Raw genomic sequence first — 20824 nt, 5'->3', positions numbered from 1 at the left:
ACCCTCTTCGCGCTGATCAGGACGCGCCGTGGTGGCCGTGCGCATGCAGCGCGGCCGGTTTGACCACGCCTCGGGTGTAGTCAATGACGGCTTGCAGGGGATCCGTTTCACTCGTGACGACGAGCTCGATACCACGTCTGCCCATACGGGCGCGGAAACCCTCGCCCGCGCCACCGGTGATCAGTGCTGCAACGCCGTCGATCGGATGCTGATCGCCTCGAAAAACTCGAAAAGCCATCTCCTGCGGCAGGTCGAGTCGATCGACCTCTCGCGGCGATTCCCCCGAGGGGATGTCGAACACCAGAAAACGGCGCGTTTTTCCGGCGTGGGCGGTCACGGTGCGAAAGTTCTGACTGGTTACGGCAATCTTCATGTGTGAGTTCTCCGGTGCGGAAGCTGGAGCGGCTACGCCGACCCCGATCGTGAATGCCATCACACCAATACGGACAAGAGCCCGTCACTCAGGCCCTCAGGCCCTCAGGTACTCACCGGTCGGCCGGAGGTGTGGTGCAGGCTTGATGAGGGTGACCGAATCACTCATCCCTCGACAGGTCTTCAGCAAAACCCATGCCCGCAAACCAGCATCGACAATCCCTTGCACTCACGCGCTCCAGCGATCAGTGCTAGCCGTCACAACCGTCAGATCCGTCAGCACCTGCCATCGCACTGCCACGGTCAGATCCACTGGTTGCGGCAGCAGGCCCATCCTCACTGCGCGGACTGGGCCTGGTGGCACACTCTCCTCGCCAGTACCAACCGACGACGGGCAGCTCGCCACAACGCTTCGCCAGCGCGGCAAAGCGATCTGCGTCGAGGCACGCGTCCGTTAGAACGTCGCAAGCACGTTGAAGAACCACCCCTTGCTGCGATAGGACAGATCGGTGAGGTCGTCGGAATAGGTCGTGAAGTTGTAGCCCACGCCCATTTTGACGTGCTCGCCCACGTGCCGATACACCGCGACCAGGGCGCCCGCCCTGGCGTCCTTTGCTTCCTTCGCACGCAGGTTCCGCCACTCGACCACCGCATCCCACTCCCGCACGAAGTGCCAGTCGGCACGCAGCACGAGCAGGTCGGCCCGGCTGCGGAACCACTCGCTATCCGGATTCGTGAACTTCACGTCGCCAATGCGCAGGCCGTATTTCGCTCCCAACGACAACCACGGACGCAGGTCGTAGATGGTATCGATCGAGAACACCTGACTGCGCTGCGCGTAATCGGCGTTGCGACCACTGGCCGACAACTGACCGGACGACGGCACGTTGTGGAAGTTGGTGTACTTGAACAGGGTGTTCCAGCGGTCGTTGTCTATCGGACGATAGGCCGCGCCCAGCACGACCTCGCGGAAATCGCCGTCCCAGAAGGCACCGCGGCTGCCGCTGCTGTTCGCCACGTTCAACTTGCCCAACAGACGCCAGGCCGGATCGTACTGGTGGCTGATGGTGTTGCGGGTGAGCCAGGTCCGGCCAGTGCCGTCGTTGTTGCGATCCTGGCGGAACTCCAGACGGCCGGCGTAGCGGGTGCGGTCGTCTCGGTAGGCGACATTCATGCCCAGCGCCTGGCGACGGAAATCACCGCCGATCGTCTCGCTGATGCGACCGAACTCGGCGTCGAAGCCGTAGGTCCAGCGATCGTTCGGCGCCAGATCGACACCGAAGGCTTGGGTCAGAGACTGGGGCCCTGCGCCGTGCGCCACCCGGTTCTCGCCGAACACCCGCATCTGCTCGCTGACGCGAAAGTCCGCGCCAGTGACCAGGGTGCCGCTTCGACCACGCCATGGCGTGTTCGGGCTGTCGGTCTCGACCACGTAGTTGAGATAGGCATTGCTGCGATCGGAAATCCGGTGATCCAGCCCGATCAGGCCACCGGGGCCGCTGCTACCACCCGAAGCCTCGGCGCGCAGGCGGCTGCGATCAGTCAGTTGCCAGCTACCGCCCGCACCGATCCGGTTGTTGTTCCGGCGGTCACCCGAGCGCGCCACCGTACCCTGGGCGAAACCGTAGACATCCCAGTCCTCGCGTTCGCCCGGTTCGCCGTCGGCCTTGAGCGGCTGGTATTCGACCCGGCCGATCACGTCGGTGCGGCTGCCTTCTTCGGCCAGACGCCGACTCTCGATCACGCCTTGCTGGCGGGTGCGGCGATCTTCCTGGCGTACCCCGCCAACCACCGCCCACTCCTCGTTCACCTGATGCCGATAGCCGAGCTCGACGCTCGCGCGGCGCTGGATATCGCCATCGACGGTGTCGGCCTTGGCCAGCAGTTCGTCCTGCTCGCCGACGCCTATCCGGGCATTGACGCCGGCCTGGTTGACCGCTTCGCCGTCCGCGCCGAAACCTATCTGACCGGGTCCGCTGAAGCCACGCTCGCGGTTCTGCCAGTAGGCATCCACCCAGCCACGCCCGCCTTCGGTCCAGTCGGCGAGGTCGACCCGCGCCTCGATGCGTTGCGCCGAGGCGTTGCCGCCACGGCTGGTGAGATCGTCGAAACCGAACCCGCCGTCGACCGAGACCAACGACTGACCCGCGGCACCGGTCGAGCGCGCCATCTCGATGCCCAGAGTGGTGCCCGCCGCAAGCTGAAGCAACAGGTCCAGCCCACCCAGCGTCTGCCGTTGCTCGTCCTCGCCCTGGCGGAAACCGGTCAGGCCGAGCCGCAACCAGTCGTTGACCCAGTGGGTCGCCCGCAGGCCTGCGGTCAGGTTGTCCACCCGCTCGAAGCCCGGTACGTACTCGTAGGTTGCGACCAGGTAGAGTGGGTGACCCGGCAACGCACTGGTGTACACCACGCCACCGCTACCCGAGGTCGAAGGCAGCGGCTGATTCAGGAAAACCCGCCCTCGCAGGTAATTGATGTCGTAGTCCAGCCCCGGCGTGAGCTGCCGGCGCTCGATGACCAGGCCCGAGTCCTTGTCGCGCACTTCGACCCACAGCCGCTCCGAACCTTGGGTGATGTCCTGGTTGCGCAGGTAGAACAGCGAGCCGCCCGTGCCGCGGAACTCCTGACGGGTGCCCAACGTGCCCGGATCGGCGGCAAAGACTTCGGCACGGGTGCGACGCTCGCCGTAGGCGGTGGTGTCTTCCGACACGTAACGCCCACGCGCGCCATACAGGCCGCGGGAATACTGCACCAGCTCGCTACCGACCCACGAGGTCTGGAAGTTGCCCCACATCACATGCGAATCGCCGCGCTCGAGCTTGACGTAGAACTTGCCCTGGGTGGGTGCGTCGTCGACCGTCGTGCTGTCATCGCCATACACGGGATAGTAGGCGTCCGGATCGATGTTGCGCAGCAGATACTGCGGATCCTTCTCGGTGAAATTGCTGAACAGGTCGCGCAGCGGTTGCTCGCGGGTGTCAGCCGACGCAGTCAGCAGCCACTCGCCCTTGATCATGCCCTTGAGATAGAACGCGCCACGTCCGTCGATGTAGGTTCGGTTGCGATAGCTGCGTTCGTCGCCGGTAACCAGTTCGGCACGGTCGCGGTGACTGACCACGTTGCGTCCGATCGTCAGATCGGCCACCGCGATGTAGAACCAGTCGTCAGTGGGAATCGACACGTTGCGACGGAAGCTCGCCACATCGCCTTCCGGCCCGGTCACGCTGACCTCCACGGCCTGCGGCCCTGCCGGCAGGATCTGGCGTTCGGCAAAGCGGCCATTGGCGCCCAGCGGCACCTCCATGCCCAGCGCCCGCACCGTGCTGCCTTCGGCCACATCACGACCACTCACCGTGATCGTGCCGCCACGCACCGGGATGTTGCGCAGGGACAGCGCATTCTCGCCCCAGCCGGTGAGCGCTTCGCGCTCGGCGCCGTCGAGGTCGGCGGCTGGTCGTGCGCGGGCGACTACGGCGAGGGTCTTCACCGCAGTCTCGTCGAAACGGCCCTGCTCGTCATACACCCGCAACACATAGCGATATTCACCCGGCTCGCCGACCGGTGCGGTCCAGCTCGCGCCGTCCACCCAGTCGAAGTCGATCACCGTCAGCGGATGCGCGTCGCCGCGCGCGCCGGGTGCGAAAACCCGCAGCTCGGCGCGCGAAATCCACGCCAGATAATTGCTCCAGCCGGCAAAGCGCACGGTCTCGCCCTGCAGCGCCACGTCATGACCGGTCCATACATTGAGCGCCGGCTCGTCAGCGAGGCTGTCGTACTTGATCTGGATGTCGGCGCGGGCCAGCGCGACATCGACGCAACGCTGGCGGTCGGCCTCGTTCATGCCCTCACCGGTGTTCATCGGCTCACCGTCGACCGTGATCCGGAACGGCAAGTCGGTGGTGCCGTGGGCGTCGCACACGCCGGCGGCAGCGACTACTTCGGGCGCATACCACAGCGAAATCTCGACCCGGCGGTTTTGCGCCCGGCCTGCCTCGTTGCGGTTGGTGGCCACCGGGCGGGTGTCGCCCTCGCCGCGCACCGACACTGTTTCGGGCGCCAGGCCGAGCCGCCCGCGCAGATGATCGGCCACTGCCAGCGCGCGCGCTTCGGACAGGCCCTGGTTGTCGCCGAAGCGCGCACGGGTGCGGGCGGTCATCCGCTGGGCGTCGGCATGGCCGACCACCTCTATGCGCAGTCCGGGCCGGTTTGCCATGCGCTCAGCGATGGCGTCCAGCGCGGCGCGGGACTCCGGCAGCAGGTCGGCCTGACCGGACTCGAAGCGCAAACCATCGGCATGATCCGACAGCAGCGCCACCTCAGTGGGCGGCGTGTCCGGTGTGGGGGCGCCGAGCATCGCATGCGCATCGGACAGGCTCACTCCGGAAGGCAGCGCGAAACCGATCGTCGGCTCGCGCTCGCCCTGTGTCGACACCGGGCGGACCTCGACGCGGGCGTTGTCTACCCGCTTCCCGGTGTGCTCATGCTCGTCGGCATGGGCGATCTGGAAGGCCAGCAGCGCACTCAGCGTTGCCAGGGCGACGGGCTTCAGGCGGATGACGGTTCTCATCGCACACCTCCTTCGGCACCACGCATCACTCCAATCTCCTCACGCTCGACAATCAATGGGGGTATATCCGGTGGCCTGTTGTCGACCTGCTCGCGGTACATGCGCAGCAAATCGCTTTCAAGCTGGCGCAGTTGCTTCTCGACCTCGGGGCCGGCGTTGCCGTCGGTCACATAGGCGAGGCGGGCTACACTGGGCTGCATCTGCATCTGCGGCACCACCGCCGCAAGTTGCGCTGTCCATGCCGGCAGCAGGCGGTTGTCGGTGTCGAACGCGCGCCCATCGACCTCGATGCGGAACACCTTGTGGATGGTCGCGCCGAAATTGAGCTTGACCATCTTCCCGCGCGTGGTGCGTACGTCACGCGGGTTCTCGGTGGTGATCCGGTAGCCGGAGGGCAGCGTCCGCTCATCGAGCTTCATGACGAAGTTGCTGCCACGGTCGCGCTGCGGAATGTCCGCGCAGCGCACATGGAAGCGGCCTTCGGCATCAGTGGTTACGAGCAGGCCACGCGCGGTGACCACTCGGACATTGGGAATACCGGGTTCGCCGTCGTCCTGGTAGCCGTTGGCGTTACGGTCGTCGAACACCTGGCCGATGATGTCCGAGCAGTCGAACAGCGGGTCCGGGATGATGCGCACGGTCGCCTCGCCGACATTGGAAATGCGGGTCGCCGCCAGACTGTTCATCGCCCAGGCAAGGTTGGTGTATTCGCCCTCGCCCACACCGGCACCGACCATCAGCACCAGGCGCACGGTCTTTTCCTCGCCCGGCGCGAAAGTCAGACTAGGCCAGGTCAGCATGCGTCCGCTCACCGTCGGTTCAACCGGCACGAACACCTCCGACCCACCATGACGAATCGAGGCGCTGCTGCTGCGGTAGCGGAAACCCGGCGGAATCTGGTCGACCAGATCGACATCGGTCAAGGTCACACCCAGCGTGTTGGTCGCCGTGATCGTGTAGGGCACGGGTTCACCCTTGGTCACGTTGACCAGCGGAGTGGTTTTGACGATGCGGATCGCACCACCAAGGACCGGGTCAAGCGGAATGTGGTTGTTGAGCACATCGGCCGAAGTCGTCGGGTCGATGTTGAACCGAAAGAAATACTGGGTACTGGCCTGATTGGCTGGGCTGAGGACACTGCTGAGCGAAGGGCATGTCGCCTGATCATGCAGTGGCGCCCCAGCACCAGGAGGATTGTCGCTGGATTGAACGAGAGCCGGGTTTGGTATGGACCCTACGCTCAACGTATTGGTACAAACCGGAATGATCTGGGAAGGTTGCGGCAGATAGCCGGCAGGGAAAGTTGTAATGGCCAGCACATACTCGCCAGCCGGTGCCGACGGAGTGAGCAAGAACTGGTAAAAGCCATCTGCTCCGGTCGTGACGCTGGCGTTACCACCAACAAGGTGTATTTGCGGATCGAACCCAGCCGGGCCGGAAACGGTGACGACCGCGCCGGCCACGGGGTGGCGCGTCACGGCGTCATAAACGACACCCGCCGGGTCAAGCGGCAAGCTCTGCTCAACGATATTGTCGCCCGCAAACAGCGTGAGGTTGCGCAGCGTGCCGTCTCCAAGGGCCGCGCCTGCGGGATTGCCGGCGTTCGTCGTCCCCGGAGCAGCGGGGTCGTCTCTCACGTTGTCGGTGACCGGCAACCCACCTTCGTTCGGTACCGCGCTTCCGAACACCTGCCCGGTGCTCGGCTCCACGAATCGAAGTTGATAACCGCTGCCCGGCGATACGTTGCTGATCGCGTACTGACCGTCCGCGTCGGTCAACGCCGTGGCCACAACCGTCGACCCCAGCACGAGCTCGACACGCCAACCCGCCACACCGGGCTCGCCTGGATCCCGCACACGATCATGATTCAAATCTCGCCACACACTACCCGACAGACTGGCAACCTCGGAAATCGGCGTCGGGTCGATCGCAGTGTTATTTCCGGCGAAACCCGGTGGCTCGCCACCACCACTGACAGTCACAGTGTTGATCAGGATCTGCCCGACAAGGCCCGTATCGACTGTTACGCGCAGGGTAATGGCAGGCGCATCAGCTGAAACGCCAATCACCGTGTCGGTGGCGCATGTCACCGTCTGCCCTGAAATCGAACACGTCCAACCACTACCGAAGGCCGCTAGCGGCGCTATGCCCGCAGGCAGGGTGTCGACCACTGTCACCGTGCCGCTGCTGGGCGCAACCGGGCTGAGGTTGCTCACCGTAATCGTGTAAAAACCTGTGCTGCTACCCGCTGCGAAGCTGGCTGGGCTGTGGGTCTTTCGAATCGTCAGGTCGGGGGCAGCACCCGGAAGTTCGGCAAAGTTGTTCAAAGCCGAGATCCGGTCACCACCTACAAGGCTGATACTTGAAATCTGGCTACTTGTTGCCGTCGGATTGGTCGCCGTTCCACCCGTGCTGCCAGCCGTTGGAATCCCGTTGGTCGTTCCCGCCGGCTGATCCGGTTGAATCACCGTGTAGGTGCCTTCCGGCACATCGGTAAAGGCATAGGTGCCGTCGGGCAAGGTGGTGGTCGTGCGGGTCACCGGATTGCCATTGATGTCCGTGCCGGTCAGTTCAAGGGCTACGCCGCCGATGCCGTGGTCGACTCCGTCCAGCAGGCCATTGTTGTCGTAGTCGAGGAAGACGACGCCGGAGATGGTCCGTGTGTTTGGAATCTCGGCGAAGTTGTTACCGCTTGCGGTTGTATTAGGCGGCAGGATGATGTTGCTGATGGCGCTGGGCAACGTGACAAGCGTCGTCGGTGTCCCCTGCGTACCACCGTTCGGCACGGTTCCGGCTGAGGTGATGCCATTGGCGGTACCCGCGGGTTGTGCCGGTTGGGTAACCGTATAAGTACCAGGCCTCAACCCGTCGAAAACATAGCCTCCATTTGCATCGGTGTCGGTGGACAGCGATACCGTGTTGCCAAGGTGGTCCGTGCCTGTCAGCGTGATCGTGACACCCGCGATGCCAGGTTCACCGCCGTTCTGCACGCCGTTGTTGTTGTTGTCGAGGAAAACGATGCCCTCGATACGCGACGGTACGATCTCGGCGAAATTGTTGCCGCTGGAGCCGCTGATTTCGCCGCTTCCCCCATCGTCGTTGAGCACAATGTTCGTGATCTGACTGCTGGTGGCCGTCGGATTCGAGCCATTACCGGACGTACCCGTACTACCGTTGTTGGCCACGATGGCGCCAGCAGTCGTCGCCCCGTTCAGGGTGCCAGCCGGTTGTACAGGCTGACAGACCGAGTAGGTGTCGGCGCTCAACCCGGTAAACAGGTAGTTGCCGAGTGCGTCGGTCGTAGTCGTGCCGACAAGCGCGCCGCCGCAGTCGGCACCACTCCTCAGTTCGATGCTCACCCCCGGCAAACCACTGTCGACGCCCGGCTCGAAGGTGCCGTTGGGCAAAAGGTTGTTATCGAGGAAAACCCGGCCGGAAATGAAGCCGAGACTGCTCACGCTGAGCGGCGCGACGGCGGGTTGCGGATTGTTGCCGAGATCGGTCTGCAGCGCCGCTGCAGCAATGACGTTGGTGTAGTCTCCGGCGACGTTTCCGGTAACGTTCACACTGATGCTGCAACCCCCGGGGGGAATGGTCGAGCCGTTGGCCAGTCGCACTTCACCCGAACCGGCCGTCGCGGTCACGGCGCCGGTACATGTCGAATCGACGCCCGGGGTAGCGGCAATCATGATGTTGCCGGGTGCGATCGGGAGGGTATCGATCAGTGCGCTCGACAGCGTCGCGTTGCTCTCGTTGGCATTGCCGAGGAAGATGGTCAGGCGCGAAGTTCCACCGGCGGGAATCACCGCCGGCTCGAACTGCTTGCCAACCGTGGGCGGCGTGGACACCACCAGGCGGGCACGGGTGGGTTCGGCATTTGTTACACCCTGCTCGCTGCTCACTGCGCCGGCATCGATCTCGTTCAAATAGCTGCCGGATATGTTGGACAACACATCCACCGTCACCGTACATGCGCTGTTCGCACCTACTGTGGCCCCGGCGAGCCTGACGCTGGTGGCGGACGGGCCGGCGAAGACCGTGCCGTCCGTACAAGTGGTTGCCGCATTGGGTGTTGGCGCCACGACCAGGTTCGCTGGCAGCGTGTCGGTAAAGCCAAGGCCAGTGATGGCCACGTTATTCGGGTTTCGCAGACGTATGGTCAGCGCCCTCACCTGTCCTGGCGCGGCGGTAGCCGCGTCCGTACTGAAGCCTGAACCAGGCTGAATGGTTGAATCCAGCGTGCGATTATCGATCGCTTTCTGGATTTCCAGGGGCAAGCTCGCTCTGAGCGTATCGGACGCGGGTTGCGAGTTGGTGACCGTAATGCCACCCACACTGCCGCTCAGCGCACCCGCCGGAATGGTATTCACGTAATCGCCCTGGGCGCTGACGAGAACATCGATCTCGGCGAAGCAGGAAGCCACTGTTCCGCCTGATGCGGCCGGCAGGCTGACGCCGGCGATGTGCACCTCGCCGGGTACCGGTGTACTCACAGTACCACCTAGGCAATTCGTGACCGGATTCGGTCCCGGCGGCACAATGACCCCGACCGGCAAAACGTCGGTCAACGATACATTGGCCGCAGGTTGCGAACCCGGGTTGAAGAGCGTGATGCGCAGACGCGACCGATCACCGGGTTCAACCACGTTCGGCGTGAATTGCTTGGTGATTCCGATGTTGCTTGCAGTCGTCAGGCTGGTAGTCGCCTGGTTACTGTTGGTCAGCCCCTGATCTGTGCGGATGGCACTGGGCGGAATCACGTTGGTGATACCACCAACCACTGTTGACGTCACATTCAGAGACAAGGTGCAGGATGCATTGGCCGCCAGGCTCACACCGCTGACACCCGCCGAGATGGCGCCAGGTGTGGCTTCCGGGATGCCACCCGGGCAGGACGTCGCTGCGGCGGCGGTCGAAGCCACCACCATGCCGTTCGGCGTGCCTCCCGGCAGACCATCGTTCGTAAAGTGGTCCGTCAGGGACAAACCGGTGACCGCCTGGGTGCCGTTGGTGATGGTAATCGTCAGACGGCTGACTTGCCCCGGAAAGGTGAGGGTCGAAGGATCGGTCTGTTTCGCGACGGTCAGGCCTTGCGGGGCCTGTCGAGTCAGGGTTGCGGTGATTGGCGTGATGTTCCGGATACCCCCGGCGGCGGTGATATTCCCCGCAGGGATGGTGTTGACCCAGTTCGTCGGCCCGGTGGCCGTAACGTCAAAGATGAAATCGCAGTTACCATTGCCGATGATCGACGCGCCGGCCAGGCTCGCCTGGCTGGCACCCGCGACGGCGGTGACCTCGGTCGATCCCGCACAGGTCGTGTAGGCATTCGACGGATCGGCGACGACCATCCCGGCCGGAAGCGGATCGGACAGCCAAACGTTGGTGAGCGCCACTGAACCACCGTTGTTCAGGGTGATCCGAACCGTGCTGCGCCCACCCTCCGAAATCACCGCCGGACTGAAGGACTTCGACGCCGTCAGCGATGAGTTGAAGGTAATCGGGGCCGTTGCATCGGTCGAAACCGTTGTGGAAGTGCCGTTCGCAAGCAATCGTGTGGCCGCGGCATTGGCCGTGTTCGTATAAGTGCCGGCAGCACCAACGACGTCGACCTCGAGAAAACAACTGCCGGCAGCACCACTGCCTGCATCTGCCCGGGCGGCGATGCTGCCGCCATTGAGTTCAATGGAGTTCGCGCCAGTGACGATCGATCCGCCGCAGGTCGTGGCTGCATTGGCCGGATTGGCGATCTGCATCTGGCTACCCTCGGAGCCGATCGGCAAAGTATCGGAAATGGTCAATGCCGTGAGCGGATTCGCAGAGAAGTTCTGCAGTGCGATCCGCATGCGAGTGACCGAACCTTCGGGCAATGGACCAGCAGGCGTGAAGCTTTTGGTCATCGCGAGCACGTTGGCGACGACCGCTCTATTCTCCGAGGTCGCAGCACCGCCGTTGCAGATACCAGACCCAGCATCCGTGCACACGGCACTCGCATCGATCGTATTGGCGGTACTCAAGCCAGCCGCCGCACCTGCCGGCACCATCGCGTAGAACTCCAGGACGCACGCGCCGGGCGAAGTGTCCGAACTGCGGGCCGGAATCATTGGAATGGTGAAAGTAAGCCCGGTATCCCCGGTCGCGTTCGTGGTCTCCAGCGGGCCGCACGCCGCGGTGAGCGTCGGGGAATAGTCATTGTCACCGAGCGTTCCGGTCAGGTAGGTCAGGCCACCCGGCAGGGCATCCACAACCTGCACGTTGCTCATGCCGGATGTCGACCAGTTCTGGACGGTTACACGGTAGCGCACCGGCTCCCCGGGGCGCGGCGCGGAGGCGAGGTTGGCTTTGAGCACACGGAGCGTGTCGGAAACCAGGATGGTGGCGGAGGCCGCCTGGCTGACGATGTCCGACCCAGAGATGCCAACAGCATCCTCGACGACCTCGTTCGTATAGGTAACCGGCGTATGGTCTGCCTGGGTGAAGGCGTTGAAATTCGCTGTTACTGTGCACGATCCATTCGCCGGTATCGTGCCACCCGTCAGGCGGACACCACGGCCAACACCATCTGGTGAAAGAATGGTTGCTGAACCACCACAGGTATTCTCCACACTTGTGACCACCAGCCCACGATCCGCGACAACACCACCTACGCCATCAATCGGACTGTCGTCGAAAGTAGTGATCGTGAGGGGTGTGGAGCCGTCGTTGAATAGCGTGATGGTCACAGATCCGGCTTGCCCCGCCGCGATTTGCGTTGGCAAAAAGGCCTTCGTGACGCGCAAGGGCGAGCGTACCGTGATGTTTCTTGTCGCATCGGCCTCGGCGCGGATACCGAGCTCATTGGTAAATCCGGAGCTGCGATCGATCCGGTTTTGACGTGTGTCTGAATACTCGTCTGCAGTGTTGTGACCGACAACATCGACTTCGATCGTGCAGATCCCGTTCGCGGGAAGCGTTCCGCTGGAAGCCGACACGCTCGCTGCCCCAGCAGCGGCTGTTACTGCTGGGTCTGTGCCACCTGCAGTACAGGTGGCACTGGCGTTCGGCGGATTGGCCACGCGAATGGTGTCCGGAAGCGGATCCGTGACGGTGAAACCTGCGATCGGCACAGGGTTCGAATTGCTTACGGTGATTGTCAACCGTGTCGCGGCGCCACCGAGAACCAGCGTTCCGGAGTTGAAGTTCTTGCTGATCGTCGGCCGGGTCAAGGCACGCACGTTGACACTTTGGCTTACGGCACCAACATTCGACACCGAAGCGCCGTCGTTTCCAGTCACGGCACCCGCTGCTATCTGATAGTTGTACGTTGCCGACAAACCGTCGGACGTGCCGGCGGTCACCGGTATGGTGATGGTGCAACTGCCATCGACATTGCTAGTACGGACAGGGATTGTGCCGCCCGTCAGTGCGACATGCTGTGTTCCGCCGGATGCGGTGACACTTCCGGCGGTACCAACCTCACCTCCCCCTTCTGCGCAGGTGTATGTGAATGCGCCCGCGATTCGCAGGCCATTGGGCAAGGTGCCCGGCAGGCTGTTACTGAAGGCGGTACCCGTGATCGGTGCCGACTCGTTATTGTTCGAGATCGTGATCTGCAACTGCGTGATCTCGCCGGGGTAGATGTCCGTCGGCTGACCAGCCGGAATGGTGACTGAAACACCAAGCGCCGCGAAGGCTTGATGCCCGAATGTCAATCCGAGCGCCAGAAGGGACGCCGCAACGTAGCGTCGCCCAAGGCGACCGAGCATGGTCGGCGCTTGCATGCTTTGCCCCGCGCATCGGTTGGTCTCTTGGCCCGCCCGACTCCGGTCGATTTCGTTCGCAACGACAATTCCATTTTTCTTGAACACGCTCACCACCTTTTGATTGCCGACCAAGCACCGATGCAAAGGCAAACCCCCGTCGGTCGCAGCGTGGAGACCGAGCGGAGGTCTGCTTTCAGGTCGCGAATTCTAGGTGCGTAGCGACAAGCATTCTTTTGCTGAAAGGCATTCGCCTTTGCTCGCAGGCAGCGAAACGTGTCAACGCGTTAAACCAACGCCAACAGGGCGCTCGCGCGTGAAATACATCACGGATTGCCGGGCGGTGACGATAGTGAAGAGGCGGAGTTGCTGCCCTCGCCGGCGAACGCCGGGGAGGGGTCAGAGTGCCTGCAGCCGGGTGGCAAAGGCGCCAAACTGACCGCGTTCGGCTAGCTGACGCAGATCGGCGATGGCGCCGGCGTGTGCCGGGTGTTGCGTGGCCGCGGAATCGCACCACTCCACGAGGTCGGTCACCGCGCCAAGCGCCAGCCATTGCTGCACGATCGCTACGGCGTCGCTATCGGGTGGCCAGGTGGTCGGTGCGGGGGTGGCGTCGTACTTCCACCCGGGGGCGGCCAGCCGGACTGTGACTTGCTCCAGGCCGCAGATTCTCGCTATTTCGCTGCGCAGTTGCGCGAGGTCGACCGGTTTCGACAATCGCGCGGCGTACTGCCAGTCGCTGGCTGGAGGCGGTGTTTCGAGTTCCCGGGTGGCCGAGAGGAGAATCACCGACACTGTCTGGTCGGTCTGCTTGACTGCTTGCAGCACGGTGTCGCCACTTTCACCCGGCAGGCGATGGTCGGTCAGCACCAGCGTCGGCCGCTCGGAGACGTCGGTAGCGTTCAGAGCGGCGGTGGCGGACTCGGCGTCGGCGAAGGTCCGCACTGTGAAGCCCATCGCGGAGAGTTCCGCATCGAGTAGCTCACGGATCACCGAGGCATCCTCAACAACCCAGGCGCGACGCCCCCCGGCGTCGAACTGCGGCAGCATGTGACGCGGCAGATCACGCCGGGCGATCGCGACCAGAGCCTCGTTACCGGGTTCGACCGGTATCGAGACCCGCACGCTTGTGCCGACGCCGTGTTCGCTTTCAAGACTGATGTCGCCACCAAGCTTGCCGACGAGCGCTTTGACCGTGGGCAGCCCCAGCCCCACGCCTTCACCTTGCGGCGAGGCGCGGTAGAAGGGTTCGAAGACGCTTGCCTGCTCGGCCTTTGGGATGCCTTGCCCGGTGTCGCGGACGACCCATACAAGCCGTCTTTCGTTGCCAACCGAAGGGTGTTCAGTCGAAACCTTGAGCACGATCTCGCCGTCGCGGGTGTATTTGGCCGCGTTCTCGAGCAGGTTCAGCAGAATCTCCCGCAGCAGGGTTTCGTCGCAGCGAACCACAGGATCGAGCGCATTGGCTCGTTCGAGCCGGAATACGTTGCCGTTGCGCGACGCGAGGATGTCGGCCTCGTTGCACAGGCTGTCGATGAACGTGTGGAGATAGACATCGCGCGGGGTCACCTCGATGGCGGTGACGTCACGTGCATGGTCGATGAGCCGGGTGAGCAGGTTCAGCATGTGGTCGGCGCTGTCGTGGATGAAACCGCTCATCCGGCCGACTTTTCCGGGTTCCCCTCTCAACAGTTGGGCATAGCCCATGATGGCGGTCAGCGGGGATTTCAGATTGTGGGTGACCCGCGCGAGGAAGGCCGTCTTCGCGGCGTTCGCCTTTTCAGCTTCGTGGCGCGCGACTTCCAGCTCCCGCGTGCGTATCTCGACGAGATGCTCAAGCCAGTCGCGATCGGCCTGTTCCAGGCGCCGCACTCGTGCGGCGAGGTTGCGCTCGTATTCGTGGATGCGTCGGCTGTACACCCAGATCAGAACCATCAGCGCCATCACCGAGACGACGACTCGGAGCGTGCTGAAGGTCAATGCGGCAACCGTGCCCTGCCCGTAACCGATGACGACCGTCGCCGTCGCCACCCAGACGCACCCCAAGACCACGAGATTCACGTATTTCCAGCGCCCGGGCTGGGACAGCGCCGCGGGCAGCAGCATGAGCCACAGCAGGAGGAAGCCGAGATGCAGCGTGACCGCCAGGCTGCGCATCTGCCCACCGTCGAGCACACTGATCGAAAGCGCATACGCGCAGGCGGCGCCCAAGCCGACAGGCAGGCTCCATCGCCACAACCGATGCTTGTTCAGACCAAGCAAGTGGACCGACATCGCCAGAAAAAGCGCCTTCTCGAAGACGCTGAAGATGGTGATCAGATATACCGAGAGTTGCGACATCGAGGGGAACAGCAGGAAGCTCAGAAAGCCATCTTTCTCCACCTCGAGCACGAACAGGCTCAACGCCCACGCTCCAAGCAGTACGTAACCCATCCTGAACTGCAGGAACAGGACCGAAACCACCGTCAGCATGACGGCCGTGACCAGAGAATAGACTTTCAGGCGCTCGGCCTGGTCCGCACTGAATGCACCCGGCGCCCAGGCGGTAATCTTGACCCCCGCTCGGTGGTCGCCATGTATACGCACCAGCATCAGCACCGATTCGTCGGGCGACAGCGTAACCGGGACCAGCGTGCGCCGTGTGCGGATGTCTCTGTCGGTGATCGGGACGTCCAGGCCATTGAGCAGATGATCCCGCACCACGCCGGTTCTCGGATCGATAAGCCAGACTTGCACGTCGCGCAATCGCCAGGGATAGAACTCGATCCAGCGCTGCACGGCGTCGGTGCCGGAGTTCGTCAGCCGCGACTTGAGCCAAAGGGTCGATCGCTGCCGCGGTGCAGCGAGCCGATCCCGGTCAGAAGCGACCGGCACCCATTTGCTGCCGGCGAGCGCGTCATCGGGAATCAAGATCTCGTCCGCGGCGACTTCGAGCAGACACATGGCACCGACGAAATCGACGTCCGGTTGCGCGCTGTAAACGTCGATCGGTTCGCACTCCGCGGCGGTCGCACCAGCGGCTAAGCACAGCCACGCGAGCACGAGCAGCCCGCGGACATATAGCACACCGATCAGGCGTGACACCGCCTCAGTCACCGTCCAGATCCGTGCGCTGGTGCCGGTAGTGTTTCGGTGTCAGGCCAAAGCGGGTCTTGAATGCGGTGGAAAAATTTGCGCCACTACCGAATCCAATGCTTTCGGCAATTTCGGTGATGCTCGCGTCGGTGTGACGCAACAGCCGCGAGGCCTCCTTCATCCGCTCCTCACGGAGGTACTCGGATATCGTGACGCCCGCGCAGTGTCTGAACGCTTCGTTCAGACGTTTGGCATTGGTGCCAATCAGTTCCGCAAGTTCATGAACACCAGGCGGTTCCCTAAGGGACTTCAGCAAATGCACGCGTGCGCCCTGGAACAGCAGGCCGTGAAGGTTCGCGCCATGGGATTCACCCGCGCCAGGATCGCCATGTACAGGGGGTGGCGCGGTAGGTTCAGGTCTCTGCCGCAAATGCACCGACAAACGCAGCCGGACCTCATCGAAATCGAAGGGTTTGCCGATGTAGTCCACTGCACCGGCGAGCAAACCCCTGACGCGCTGTTCGGGCTCAGCGTAGGCGGAGAGAAAGATGATCGGCACATGCGCGGTCGCTGGATCTTCGGACAGGACCCGGCAGGCTGCAAAACCGTCGCATCGCGGCATCTCGGCATCCATCAGGATGAGATCGGGCCCGAGCAGCCGTGCCTTCTGGATACCATCCTCACCGTTCTGCGCGTGATAAAGCCGGCATCCCTGCGTCTGAAGGTAGGTCGAGATCAGCATCCTCTCGGCTTCAGCGTCGTCGATGACCAGCACTCGCTTTCCTGTCAGCATAGGGTTCCAGAGGCAATCGAAGGCAACGTAGGATTATGGCCAAGCGGCCACGATTCATTACCGATAAATACCTTTTTAGACGTGCAAGAACAACGTCTATGCCTGCAAACTTTTGTGACTTGGCACATTGCCAAACCTGCCATTTGCAACGTGAATCACCGGACCGGAACACGATCCCGCGCTCGCGCGCCAAGAGATTAGCGCCCACCATCCGACAAATCAGGGCACCATGCACAGACTCGATTGCGGTGAAAGCAAAAACGCCACTTCTTTCGAAGTGGCGTTTTTGCTTGATACTGTGGCGCGCTCGGCAGGATTCGAACCCACGACCCCCTGGTTCGTAGCCAGGTACTCTATCCAACTGAGCTACGAGCGCGCAGCGAAGAAACGGAATTATAGCGACGATTCTGGCGACGTCAACTCCGTGCTGCAGTTTTTCGCGGACATCCGGATATCACCCGCCGCGCCCGGTCAAACAGTCGCGGTATCCGGCAGATCGAAGCGCCAGCCAGTGCGCGCAGCCAGGGCCTCGACATCCTCTCGGGTGTCGAGGTCGGTGACGAAGCGGCGATTGGCGGTTTCGAATGCATGGACCAGCTCGGGGTTGCGGTCGACCAAGTTGCGACAGCCAAGATTGCGCCCGCTGGCGAGAATCTCGTCGCGGGCCTCGGCGTCGAGCATGATCGGATTGCCCCGCTGGCCATCGACCATGGGCACGACGACATGCCCGGACGGGCGCTTCTTGAACGCCGAGATGAGCTCGGTGAGGTCGCCGGCTCCGATAAGGGGCTGATCGGCGAGCAGCACGAGCACCGCATCCAGCCTGGGCGACAGGGCTTCCAGGCCGCGCCGCACCGAACCCTGCTGCCCTTGAGCATAGTCGGGGTTATGCACCAGCGTCACCGGAAAATCCTGGATCACCGCTTCGACCGCCTCATGCCGGTGACCGGTGACGACAACGACTTCGTCCACCCCGGCGCCCGACAGGGCCACCAGCTGGCGGCGGATCAGCGGTACGCCCTGCAGGCGGATCAGCGGCTTGGCGACCCCGCCCATGCGGCTGCCCTCACCCGCTGCGAGCAGCACCGCACCGACCGCGACGCGGGCGTAGAGGCCACCACCCTGTTTCAACGGACATCCCATGTTCGTCTCCCGATTGTCTGTTCAAAGCCCGGCAGGCAGCCGGGCCAGGCTATCCATGTCATGCACCGGCACGAAGGCGCGCACCGATGCTTCAGCGGCCTGCAGAGCAAGCGAGGCCGGTTTTTCCTTGGTCGGGTGCAACCAGACGACGTCGGTGCCCCGCGCGCGCACCCGTGACAAGACCTGCGGCAGGCACTCCGGCGGATCGGCATCGAAACCGTCGCTGCAGATCAGCAACAGGTCGCGACGCCCCAAGCCTCCGCGCAGCGGCCCGTCCAACGCCTCTTCCAGTGTCGTGGCGATGCGGGTGCCGCCGCCGAAGGCGAAGCTCACCGCATTGATGCGCTCCTGCATTTTGCGCCCCGGGCGACGCAGCATGCCGCTGACCTCGGCCAGCCGGGTATGAAAAACGAACACCCGGGCGCCGCAACGCTCCCCGAACACCCGCGCCATGCGCAGAAACAGCGGGGCGTGACGTTCCATCGAGCGGCTGACATCCACCATCACGGCAATGCGCGGTTCGCGTCGCTTGTTGCGCCGGGTCTCGAGATTGAGTATTTCGCCCGAGGTCCTGTGCGCGGCACGCAGGCAGGCGCGCAAATCCAGCTCGCCGCGCGCGGACCGCTCGCGGCGACGCAGCAGAATGCGTCGCAGGCGGCGGGCGAAGGCCGTCACGGCCGCGTCGATGCGCTCGATGTCCTGCGGCATCCATTCCGCGAAGGGACGCCCCTCGGCCGGGTCGCTGCGGCTCGCGCCCCCCATTGCGCGCGGCGAGTGTTCTGGCTCGGCGGCATCGTCGCCGCTGCCCTGCCCGGCCCATGATGCCTGCGATCCACCGGGTTGGCTGTCGCCCCCGGTTTCGAGCTGGCGGTGCAGATCCGCGACCCGCTCGGGCAGGCTGCGACGGCGCGACGGCGTGCCGGTCGTGCGCACGGTGCCGCGGGTTCGGCGGGGAAACCAGTAACGGTCGAAGATGGCGGGAAAGCGATCCCACTCGCGCCGGTTGCCGCACACCGCCGACCGCCACAGCGGCGACAGCGTACGAAACTCGGCGAGCGGGGTTTCAGCCGCGATGCGCAGCATCAGGCCGGTTTCCTCGAAGCCGACCGCGAAACCCTGCGCCCGCAGGTGGTTGGCGAAGCGCCCCACTGCCGCGCGCGGGTCGCCGCCGCGCATCACACCCTCGCAGCCCGCGCGCCGTCCGCGGGTGCAACCACGCCGGCATCCTCGGCCACCCGGCGCCCACCGGCAAGGCGGCGCACCAGATCCTCGTTCATCTGGAAGGCGTCGGCGCGGGTCTTGAGGAGCGCGGACATGGTGCCGAGAAGCGTCGCGGCTTCCTCGGGCAGGCATTCATGGCCAAGTTCGAAAAGCATCCGCACCCAATCCAGGGTTTCGGCCACGCCCGGCGTCTTGTCCAGATCCTCGCGGCGCAGGCGATGGACGAAGGCCACCGCCTCGGACACCAGCCGCTCAGCGGCCTGCGGCACCAGACGGCGCACGATGTCCATCTCGCGACCGAGCTCGGGATAATCGACGAACTGATACAGACAACGCCGACGCAGCGCGTCAGACAGGTCGCGGGTGCTGTTGCTGGTGAGTACGACAAGCGGCCGGGACACGGCCTGCAGCGTGCCGATCTCGGGAATCGACACCTGGAATTCGGCGAGCGTTTCCAGCAGAAAGGCCTCGAAGGCTTCGTCGGCGCGGTCGATCTCGTCGATCAGCAGCACCGCGGGCTGCGGGCTGCGAATCGCCTGCAGCACCGGACGCTGAAGCAGGAATTCCTCGGTGAACAGATGCTCACGAAGGTGCCCACGGTCGGCCGCGTCGGCGTCGGCCAGCCGGATCTCCAGCAACTGGCGGCTGTAGTTCCACTCATACACCGCCTGGCCGAGATCCAGTCCTTCGTAGCACTGAAGACGAAGCAGCGGCCGGCCGAGCGCGCGCGCGGCGGCGCTGGCGATCGCGGTCTTGCCGACGCCGGCCTCTCCCTCGAGCAGCACCGGCCGCTCCAGACGAAGCGCCATCCACAGCACATTGGCCAACGCGTCGTCGGCGATGTAGCCGGCCTCGAACAGACGCTGGCGCAGTTCACCGGGGTTGGCCGGCGCGGCCGGACTCGGCGCGGAAGTCATCCCTGGCGACGGCCGAACAGGCCGAGAAAGAAGTTACGGATGACCGCCCAGATCAGACCGAAGGCGTTGAGCTCCTTGGGCGGCGGGGGTGCGGCACGCGCGGCCGAAGCCTGCTGGGACTGGGCGGCGGCTTCACCGGCGCCGGTGTCGGCCTCCATCGCAGCGGCCGGCGCGAGCGCTTGGGCCTTGTTGGAGTAGTTGGCGGCGAACTGGGCCAGCAGCACGTCCGACACCGAGTTGAGCATGCGGCCGCCGAACTGCGCGAACTTGCCATTGACGATGACGTCGGCCTTGCCCTGCAGCGTGGTGCTGCCGTCTTCGGCGGCGACCAGGGTGGCGGTGAGCTCCATCGATGCGGTCGACCCGCCCTTGTCGGCGCCCTTGCCGATCATGCGCAGGGTGCGGGTGTCGGCGTCGATGCCGAGCACTTCGATGTCCCCGGTGAATTGCGCAGTGGCGGGGCCGACCTTGACCTTGACCGCGCCGTTGTATTCGTTGTCCGAGACCTGCTCGGTGATCTGTGCGCCCGGCATGCAGGTAGCCAGTTCGCGAATGTCGGTCATCACCGACCAGGCCGCATCCAGCGGCGCGGCGATCGGGTACTGCTTGTCGAGTGTGACTTGCATGAGGGATTCCTTGTCTCTGTTCTGTTGTAGCTGGGGGTGCGACGTTGCGGCCGGGAATGACAACCCGGCCGCCCCGCACTCAGTGGGTCGTCAATGCGCTACGCCCAAGCGCTTCAACTCCTTCCATGTGCGATACGCGCTGTGCGGCATGTCGACATGGGTCACGCCCAGGTGCGACAGCGCATCGACCATTGCGCTGGTGAAGGTCGGGATGCTGCCGACGTGGGGCGATTCGGCCACACCCTTGGCGCCGAGCGGGTGATGCGGCGACGGCGTCACGGTGAAGTCGGTCTCCCACTTCGGTGTTTCGACCGCGGTCGGCACGAAATAATCCATCAGCGAGTTGCCCTGGATGTTGCCCTGCTCATCGAAGG

At 64.0% G+C, this 20824-nt stretch carries 10 protein-coding genes and 1 tRNA gene; all 11 read right to left on the bottom strand.

Features of this window, described 5'->3' with window-relative positions:
• Nucleotides 1-16 precede the first annotated feature (16 nt).
• The gene (locus GPA21_RS09535; protein ID WP_168987969.1) at nucleotides 17-373 is read right to left on the bottom strand and encodes a NifB/NifX family molybdenum-iron cluster-binding protein; all 357 of its coding nucleotides are present in this window, start codon (nucleotides 371-373) and stop codon (nucleotides 17-19) included.
• Between the two features lie 453 nt (nucleotides 374-826).
• Nucleotides 827-4939, bottom strand: coding sequence for an OmpA family protein (locus GPA21_RS09530; RefSeq protein ID WP_211163517.1), 4113 nt, complete (start codon nucleotides 4937-4939; stop codon nucleotides 827-829).
• Nucleotides 4936-12273, bottom strand: a complete 7338-nt coding sequence (locus tag GPA21_RS09525) for a DUF7933 domain-containing protein (protein ID WP_211163516.1) — start codon at nucleotides 12271-12273, stop codon at nucleotides 4936-4938. The genes GPA21_RS09530 and GPA21_RS09525 overlap by 4 nt, the downstream gene beginning before the upstream one ends.
• A gap of 801 nt (nucleotides 12274-13074) precedes the next feature.
• Complete coding sequence (locus GPA21_RS09520; protein ID WP_168987967.1) at nucleotides 13075-15771, bottom strand: ATP-binding protein; 2697 nt, start codon at nucleotides 15769-15771, stop codon at nucleotides 13075-13077.
• Nucleotides 15764-16525, bottom strand: a complete 762-nt coding sequence (locus tag GPA21_RS09515; RefSeq protein ID WP_211163515.1) for a response regulator transcription factor — start codon at nucleotides 16523-16525, stop codon at nucleotides 15764-15766. The genes GPA21_RS09520 and GPA21_RS09515 overlap by 8 nt, the downstream gene beginning before the upstream one ends.
• A gap of 317 nt (nucleotides 16526-16842) precedes the next feature.
• Nucleotides 16843-16919, bottom strand: a tRNA-Arg gene (locus tag GPA21_RS09510).
• A 95-nt stretch (nucleotides 16920-17014) separates the two neighbouring features.
• Nucleotides 17015-17686 carry a nucleotidyltransferase family protein gene (locus GPA21_RS09505; RefSeq protein WP_168987965.1) on the bottom strand — a complete coding sequence of 224 codons (672 nt, stop codon included), beginning with the start codon at nucleotides 17684-17686 and terminating at the stop codon, nucleotides 17015-17017.
• Between the two features lie 21 nt (nucleotides 17687-17707).
• Nucleotides 17708-18862: a VWA domain-containing protein gene (locus GPA21_RS09500; protein WP_168987964.1), complete on the bottom strand. Its 1155-nt coding sequence runs from the start codon at nucleotides 18860-18862 to the stop codon at nucleotides 17708-17710.
• On the bottom strand, nucleotides 18862-19824 hold the full coding sequence (locus tag GPA21_RS09495; protein WP_168987963.1) for an AAA family ATPase: 963 nt from the start codon (nucleotides 19822-19824) through the stop codon (nucleotides 18862-18864). The genes GPA21_RS09500 and GPA21_RS09495 overlap by 1 nt, the downstream gene beginning before the upstream one ends.
• Nucleotides 19821-20450 (bottom strand): SRPBCC family protein, encoded by a 630-nt coding sequence (locus GPA21_RS09490; RefSeq protein WP_168987962.1) that lies wholly within the window; start codon nucleotides 20448-20450, stop codon nucleotides 19821-19823. Before GPA21_RS09490 ends, GPA21_RS09495 begins: the two co-directional genes overlap by 4 nt.
• Before the next feature lie 90 nt (nucleotides 20451-20540).
• On the bottom strand, nucleotides 20541-20824 hold a 284-nt coding region (locus tag GPA21_RS09485), incomplete at its 5' end, for a hypothetical protein (RefSeq protein WP_425483695.1).

Origin of the sequence: Azoarcus taiwanensis, from assembly GCF_012910885.1 — a bacterium.
GTDB lineage: Bacteria > Pseudomonadota > Gammaproteobacteria > Burkholderiales > Rhodocyclaceae > Azoarcus_F > Azoarcus_F taiwanensis.
The sequence above is the reverse complement of the archived record's forward strand: the minus strand, read 5'-3'. Positions and strand labels throughout refer to the sequence as shown.

Excerpts from the sequence above, each read along its gene's own strand:
- GPA21_RS09535 (WP_168987969.1), bottom strand. The coding sequence starts at position 373 with ATGAAGATTGCCGTAACCAGTCAGAACTTTCGCACCGTGACCGCCCAC.
- GPA21_RS09530 (WP_211163517.1), bottom strand. The coding sequence starts at position 4,939 with ATGAGAACCGTCATCCGCCTGAAGCCCGTCGCCCTGGCAACGCTGAGT.
- GPA21_RS09505 (WP_168987965.1), bottom strand. The coding sequence starts at position 17,686 with ATGGGATGTCCGTTGAAACAGGGTGGTGGCCTCTACGCCCGCGTCGCG.
- GPA21_RS09500 (WP_168987964.1), bottom strand. The coding sequence starts at position 18,862 with ATGCGCGGCGGCGACCCGCGCGCGGCAGTGGGGCGCTTCGCCAACCAC.
- GPA21_RS09495 (WP_168987963.1), bottom strand. The coding sequence starts at position 19,824 with ATGACTTCCGCGCCGAGTCCGGCCGCGCCGGCCAACCCCGGTGAACTG.
- GPA21_RS09490 (WP_168987962.1), bottom strand. The coding sequence starts at position 20,450 with ATGCAAGTCACACTCGACAAGCAGTACCCGATCGCCGCGCCGCTGGAT.